The organism is Saccharopolyspora hattusasensis (genome assembly GCF_050972075.1).
Lineage (GTDB): Bacteria > Actinomycetota > Actinomycetes > Mycobacteriales > Pseudonocardiaceae > Saccharopolyspora > Saccharopolyspora hattusasensis.
This window is the reverse complement of the sequence record NZ_JBPCDC010000001.1, coordinates 1,271,918-1,275,468: the sequence shown is the minus strand read 5'-3', so window position 1 is coordinate 1,275,468 and position 3,551 is coordinate 1,271,918. Positions and strand designations below refer to the sequence as shown.

Annotated in this window: 4 protein-coding genes; 2 read left to right on the top strand and 2 right to left on the bottom strand. The window is 61.1% G+C overall.

The window, feature by feature from the left end; translation table 11 throughout:
• Positions 1-356: 356 nt before the first annotated feature.
• Entirely contained in the window at positions 357-554 is a 198-nt protein-coding gene (locus ACRXBZ_RS05535) for a DUF397 domain-containing protein (protein ID WP_433878100.1), read from the bottom strand.
• A 17-nt stretch (positions 555-571) separates the two neighbouring features.
• On the bottom strand, positions 572-1,381 hold the full coding sequence (locus tag ACRXBZ_RS05530) for a helix-turn-helix domain-containing protein (protein WP_433883803.1): 810 nt from the start codon (positions 1,379-1,381) through the stop codon (positions 572-574).
• 148 nt (positions 1,382-1,529) lie between these two features.
• Between ACRXBZ_RS05530 and ACRXBZ_RS05525 the strand changes: the two genes are divergently transcribed.
• Together ACRXBZ_RS05525 and ACRXBZ_RS05520 are read left to right on the top strand one after the other, a co-directional pair.
• Complete coding sequence (locus tag ACRXBZ_RS05525; protein ID WP_433878099.1) at positions 1,530-1,817, top strand: hypothetical protein; 288 nt, start codon at positions 1,530-1,532, stop codon at positions 1,815-1,817.
• 422 nt (positions 1,818-2,239) lie between these two features.
• Positions 2,240-2,665, top strand: a complete 426-nt coding sequence (locus tag ACRXBZ_RS05520) for a response regulator transcription factor (protein WP_433878098.1) — start codon at positions 2,240-2,242, stop codon at positions 2,663-2,665.
• Positions 2,666-3,551 lie beyond the last annotated feature (886 nt).

Sequence of the window (3,551 nt, the reverse complement as noted above, 5' to 3'; positions counted from 1 at the left end):
AGGCTTCGGTCAACTACATCGTTGTTCAGGTACTGCTCGGCAATGACGTTGCGAAGGCCATGGTGCGGGGCTCGGGATCTGATTCCTGACCCTGGTCCTGAGGCGGCCACGGAGTCGCTGAAGAAGATCGCCGACCACCACCGTGCCGCGAAAGGCATGCTGCACTCTGGTGTGTTGCGGCGGGTTGTGCGTGGTGCGGCGAGTAAACGATTCCAGGAGGCTGCCGTGCGGGAATTCATGCGGCAGACAGCGGAGGACGAAGTTCATTTCCTTGTGCTGAGGGTGCCGCCGAGACCTGACCCACAGACACAGCGGTGCCCCCGGTACGTCGTACCAGGGGACACCGCTGTATTCGCTCAGTGGTCGAATCGACCAGCCTTCACGGACCCGACGAACGCGGCAAGCTTGCCGGGCTCCATCACAAGCGGCTCACCAGCCGGATTCTTGCTGTCTCGGATGGCAGCGACACCCAGTAGGTTGGTCGCAACTTCAACGCACTGACCTTGCGCCGTGCTGCGGCTAGACTTGCGCCAGTGGGCGTGGGTGAGATCCATGTTCGCTCGCTTTCACTTCAACCGATGTACTGCGAGATCAAGCGGGCACTGTCAGCCTGAGTCAGTGCCCGCTCTTGCAGTGCATCGAACAGCCTACCGAGCGCGGCCAACGCATCGGGGTCGTCTACCAGGTGACCACCAACGTTGTACTCCTGGTGGCCGGTCTCCGGCCAAGTGTCGGGAGGGAAGTCCAGCAGCGCGAAACCGCCGCCCATAGCTTGGTGGATGCCGACATTGATCGGGATCACGCGGATTGAGACGTTCGGACTCTGACCGATCTTGATCAGGTGCGAAAGCTGATCGTGAGCAACCGCCGGATCGGCGGCGCACCGCTGAACCGCCGCCTCCGACATCAGCGCTACCAGCTCCAACGGCTGACCGTCTGCGGTCAGCCGCTCCTGCCGACGCATACGAGCCTCTACACGCTTGCTGACCTCCGCTGGCGTGGCGTTGAGATCACCAAGGGTGGCAACCCGCCGGGCGTACTGCTCCGTCTGAAGCAGACCAGGGATCAACTCACCTTCCCAGTTGCGCACCCTGGTTGCGTCCGTTTCCAACGTGACGTAGCTCGCTAGCCACTTCGGCAGACGGTACGTCTGCCACCAACCCGACTTCTGCGCCTCTGAGCGTGTCTCCAGCAGAGCGGCGCGTTCATCCTCGGGCACGCCGTACAGCGAGCACATCACGATCAGATCAGGACGAGTGGGGACGTTGCGGCCACTCTCCAAGTGCCGCACCCGGCCGGGCGTGCACCCCAGCTCAGCGGCGACAGCTTCGCGAGACATGCCCGCGTTCTCTCGCCACTGTTCAAGGCTCCTGCCCAACATCAATCGTCGCAAGGTCATGTGCTCACTTTAAGCGAAGTACGGATACGAGCCAGTTCCCCCGAAAGGGCTACCCACATCAGTACCCGTACTGAGATAGTCTGCGTCTTAGTACATGTACTACAGTACCCGTACGAAGCTAGGAGGCATCATGTCAGGAGGGGCGAACGGAACGCCGGAGTCCGACACGGATGCCGATGCCGCTGAAGAACTGGTGTCGTGCAACCAGCCTGCGCCCGTCCGGCGCTACTCGTCACAGTCACATCTGACGCTGCTGCTCCGGCAGGCCGAGCACGCGATCAGGGATGCCTGCGACAACCTCATTCACAACCGCTGCGTAGATATACAGCTGTACGACCTTGCCCACGGCCTTGAGATCGTCGCGGGAGCCGTAAAGGGCTACCTGGACACCAAGAGCACCACTGGGGGCACGAAGTGACCGCGGCGTCTTTATTCGCACCAGCGCCCGTGACAGAAGGGGACCCCGGACCGCCAGGGGTCCGGGTGGTCTGGACTGACCATCTCGGGTTCGCACACGAACGCAAGCCCGGAACCATCGCGATATCGCGATGCGGGCTCAACATGGGCAAATCCAACACGCCCCCGGCCGCGAGAGCGTGTCCCGACTGCCTTAAAGAGGCATTGCGGGAAGAGTCACCGGCCAAGGTGATCGGCGGACGCCACAGGCGCATCGCTTAACCCCAGACACGGCCCGTGCCGGTCAACCGCAACGACGCGGTACGCCCCCCGGCCCGGCATGGTCCGTTCGCGGCCGGTTGGCGTTCATTGGGCCTGTCACGCCAACCGGCCGCATCCACGTGATTCCCTCATTTTCAAACTAGTACGAACGGTTTTAATGTAGTGAGAACGTCACCGCAAAGATTCAGCACAGACGAGTTGATAAATCTCACCAAGGGAGAGAGGGACGTCATATATTGCATCGCCTGCGAACTTACCGACAATGAAATTGCAATGCGGTTGTACATCTCGAAAGATACCGTAAAGTCCCGACTGGGTAGTATCTACCGCAAGTTTAACCTACGCAACCGTGTCGGTGCGGTGATTCTGGGATACGAGCTCGGAATCCTCAAGGCGTCACATGCCGAGCAATTCAGAAATGCCGAAGACTCGCCGATTGACCATACATCCCGCATATGTCTGCCGGTCCGCCGACAAGACGTGAAAGAAATGGAAGCTTTGGCGGATCTTCTTGCCAGACACATGAAAAAATATCTCGTCACTGAGACCATGAGCCGACAATGGGAACAAACGAGAAGCCGATCTTAGTCGCGACCCCGCCACCTGTACGATGCCCCGCACCCCCTGGTGCGGGGCATCGTGTCCGCCGCCGCCACAGCACGGACACCAGGGCGTGTGCAAGGTTGATCTGAGGGCTGCGGCGGGTTTCTGTCCAGGTGGGATGCGAGACGAGGGCGCGGTTTCGGGTGGGAGATCATCGGGTTGTCCAAGCCGTGACGGTCTATCCAGGAGCCGCGCTCTTGTGTTCTTGGCTTCCCTGATTCGGGTTGTGCTTGACCGGCCCACCGTCACAGTCGAGTCCTTGCGGGGTCGTGTGGACGGTCTCTGGCGGGCTCTGGAGGCGGTGGGCGGGGAATCTCCTGTATGGGTTGCCGTTGCTGCCGGCCCTGGCGGTGCTGGCGGTGACCGCCGGCGCGAAGACGTTCATCGAGTCCGCCTAGGCGGAGAGAACCCGCAAGTTCCATTGAAATCGAACCTTCGATTTCAATGGAACTTGCGGACCGTCGGCGTGTCGCACCCCGACACGCCGATGCCTGTGGACAACCTCCGCAATTTCAATGGAAATCGTGGGCGGGCACGGACGTGCCAGGACCCGCAGCCTGGAAGGTCCTTGTTCTGGACGGAAACCTGCGAACCGATCTGCTCGGGGCCCGGCCGGGCATCCGAATATGGCGCTGGCGCCGCCCGAACGGCAAAGCCGCCGGTATCGAAACGGTCCACCACCTGGCCAACCTGCCACCCACCTGGCCAACCTGCCACCCACCTCCCTATCCGAAACTACCTAAACCGGACAGGTCAACCTTGCACACGCCCTGGCACGGACACTGTGCGGCTTGCCCATATCACGACGCTTGTTCACATCAGCCGTTACAGTGCGTACAGGTCGATTGGGGTGATTATTTTGATTCTGGCT

Excerpts from the sequence above, each read along its gene's own strand:
- ACRXBZ_RS05535 (WP_433878100.1), bottom strand. The coding sequence starts at position 554 with ATGGATCTCACCCACGCCCACTGGCGCAAGTCTAGCCGCAGCACGGCG.
- ACRXBZ_RS05525 (WP_433878099.1), top strand. The coding sequence starts at position 1,530 with ATGTCAGGAGGGGCGAACGGAACGCCGGAGTCCGACACGGATGCCGAT.
- ACRXBZ_RS05530 (WP_433883803.1), bottom strand. The coding sequence starts at position 1,381 with ATGTTGGGCAGGAGCCTTGAACAGTGGCGAGAGAACGCGGGCATGTCT.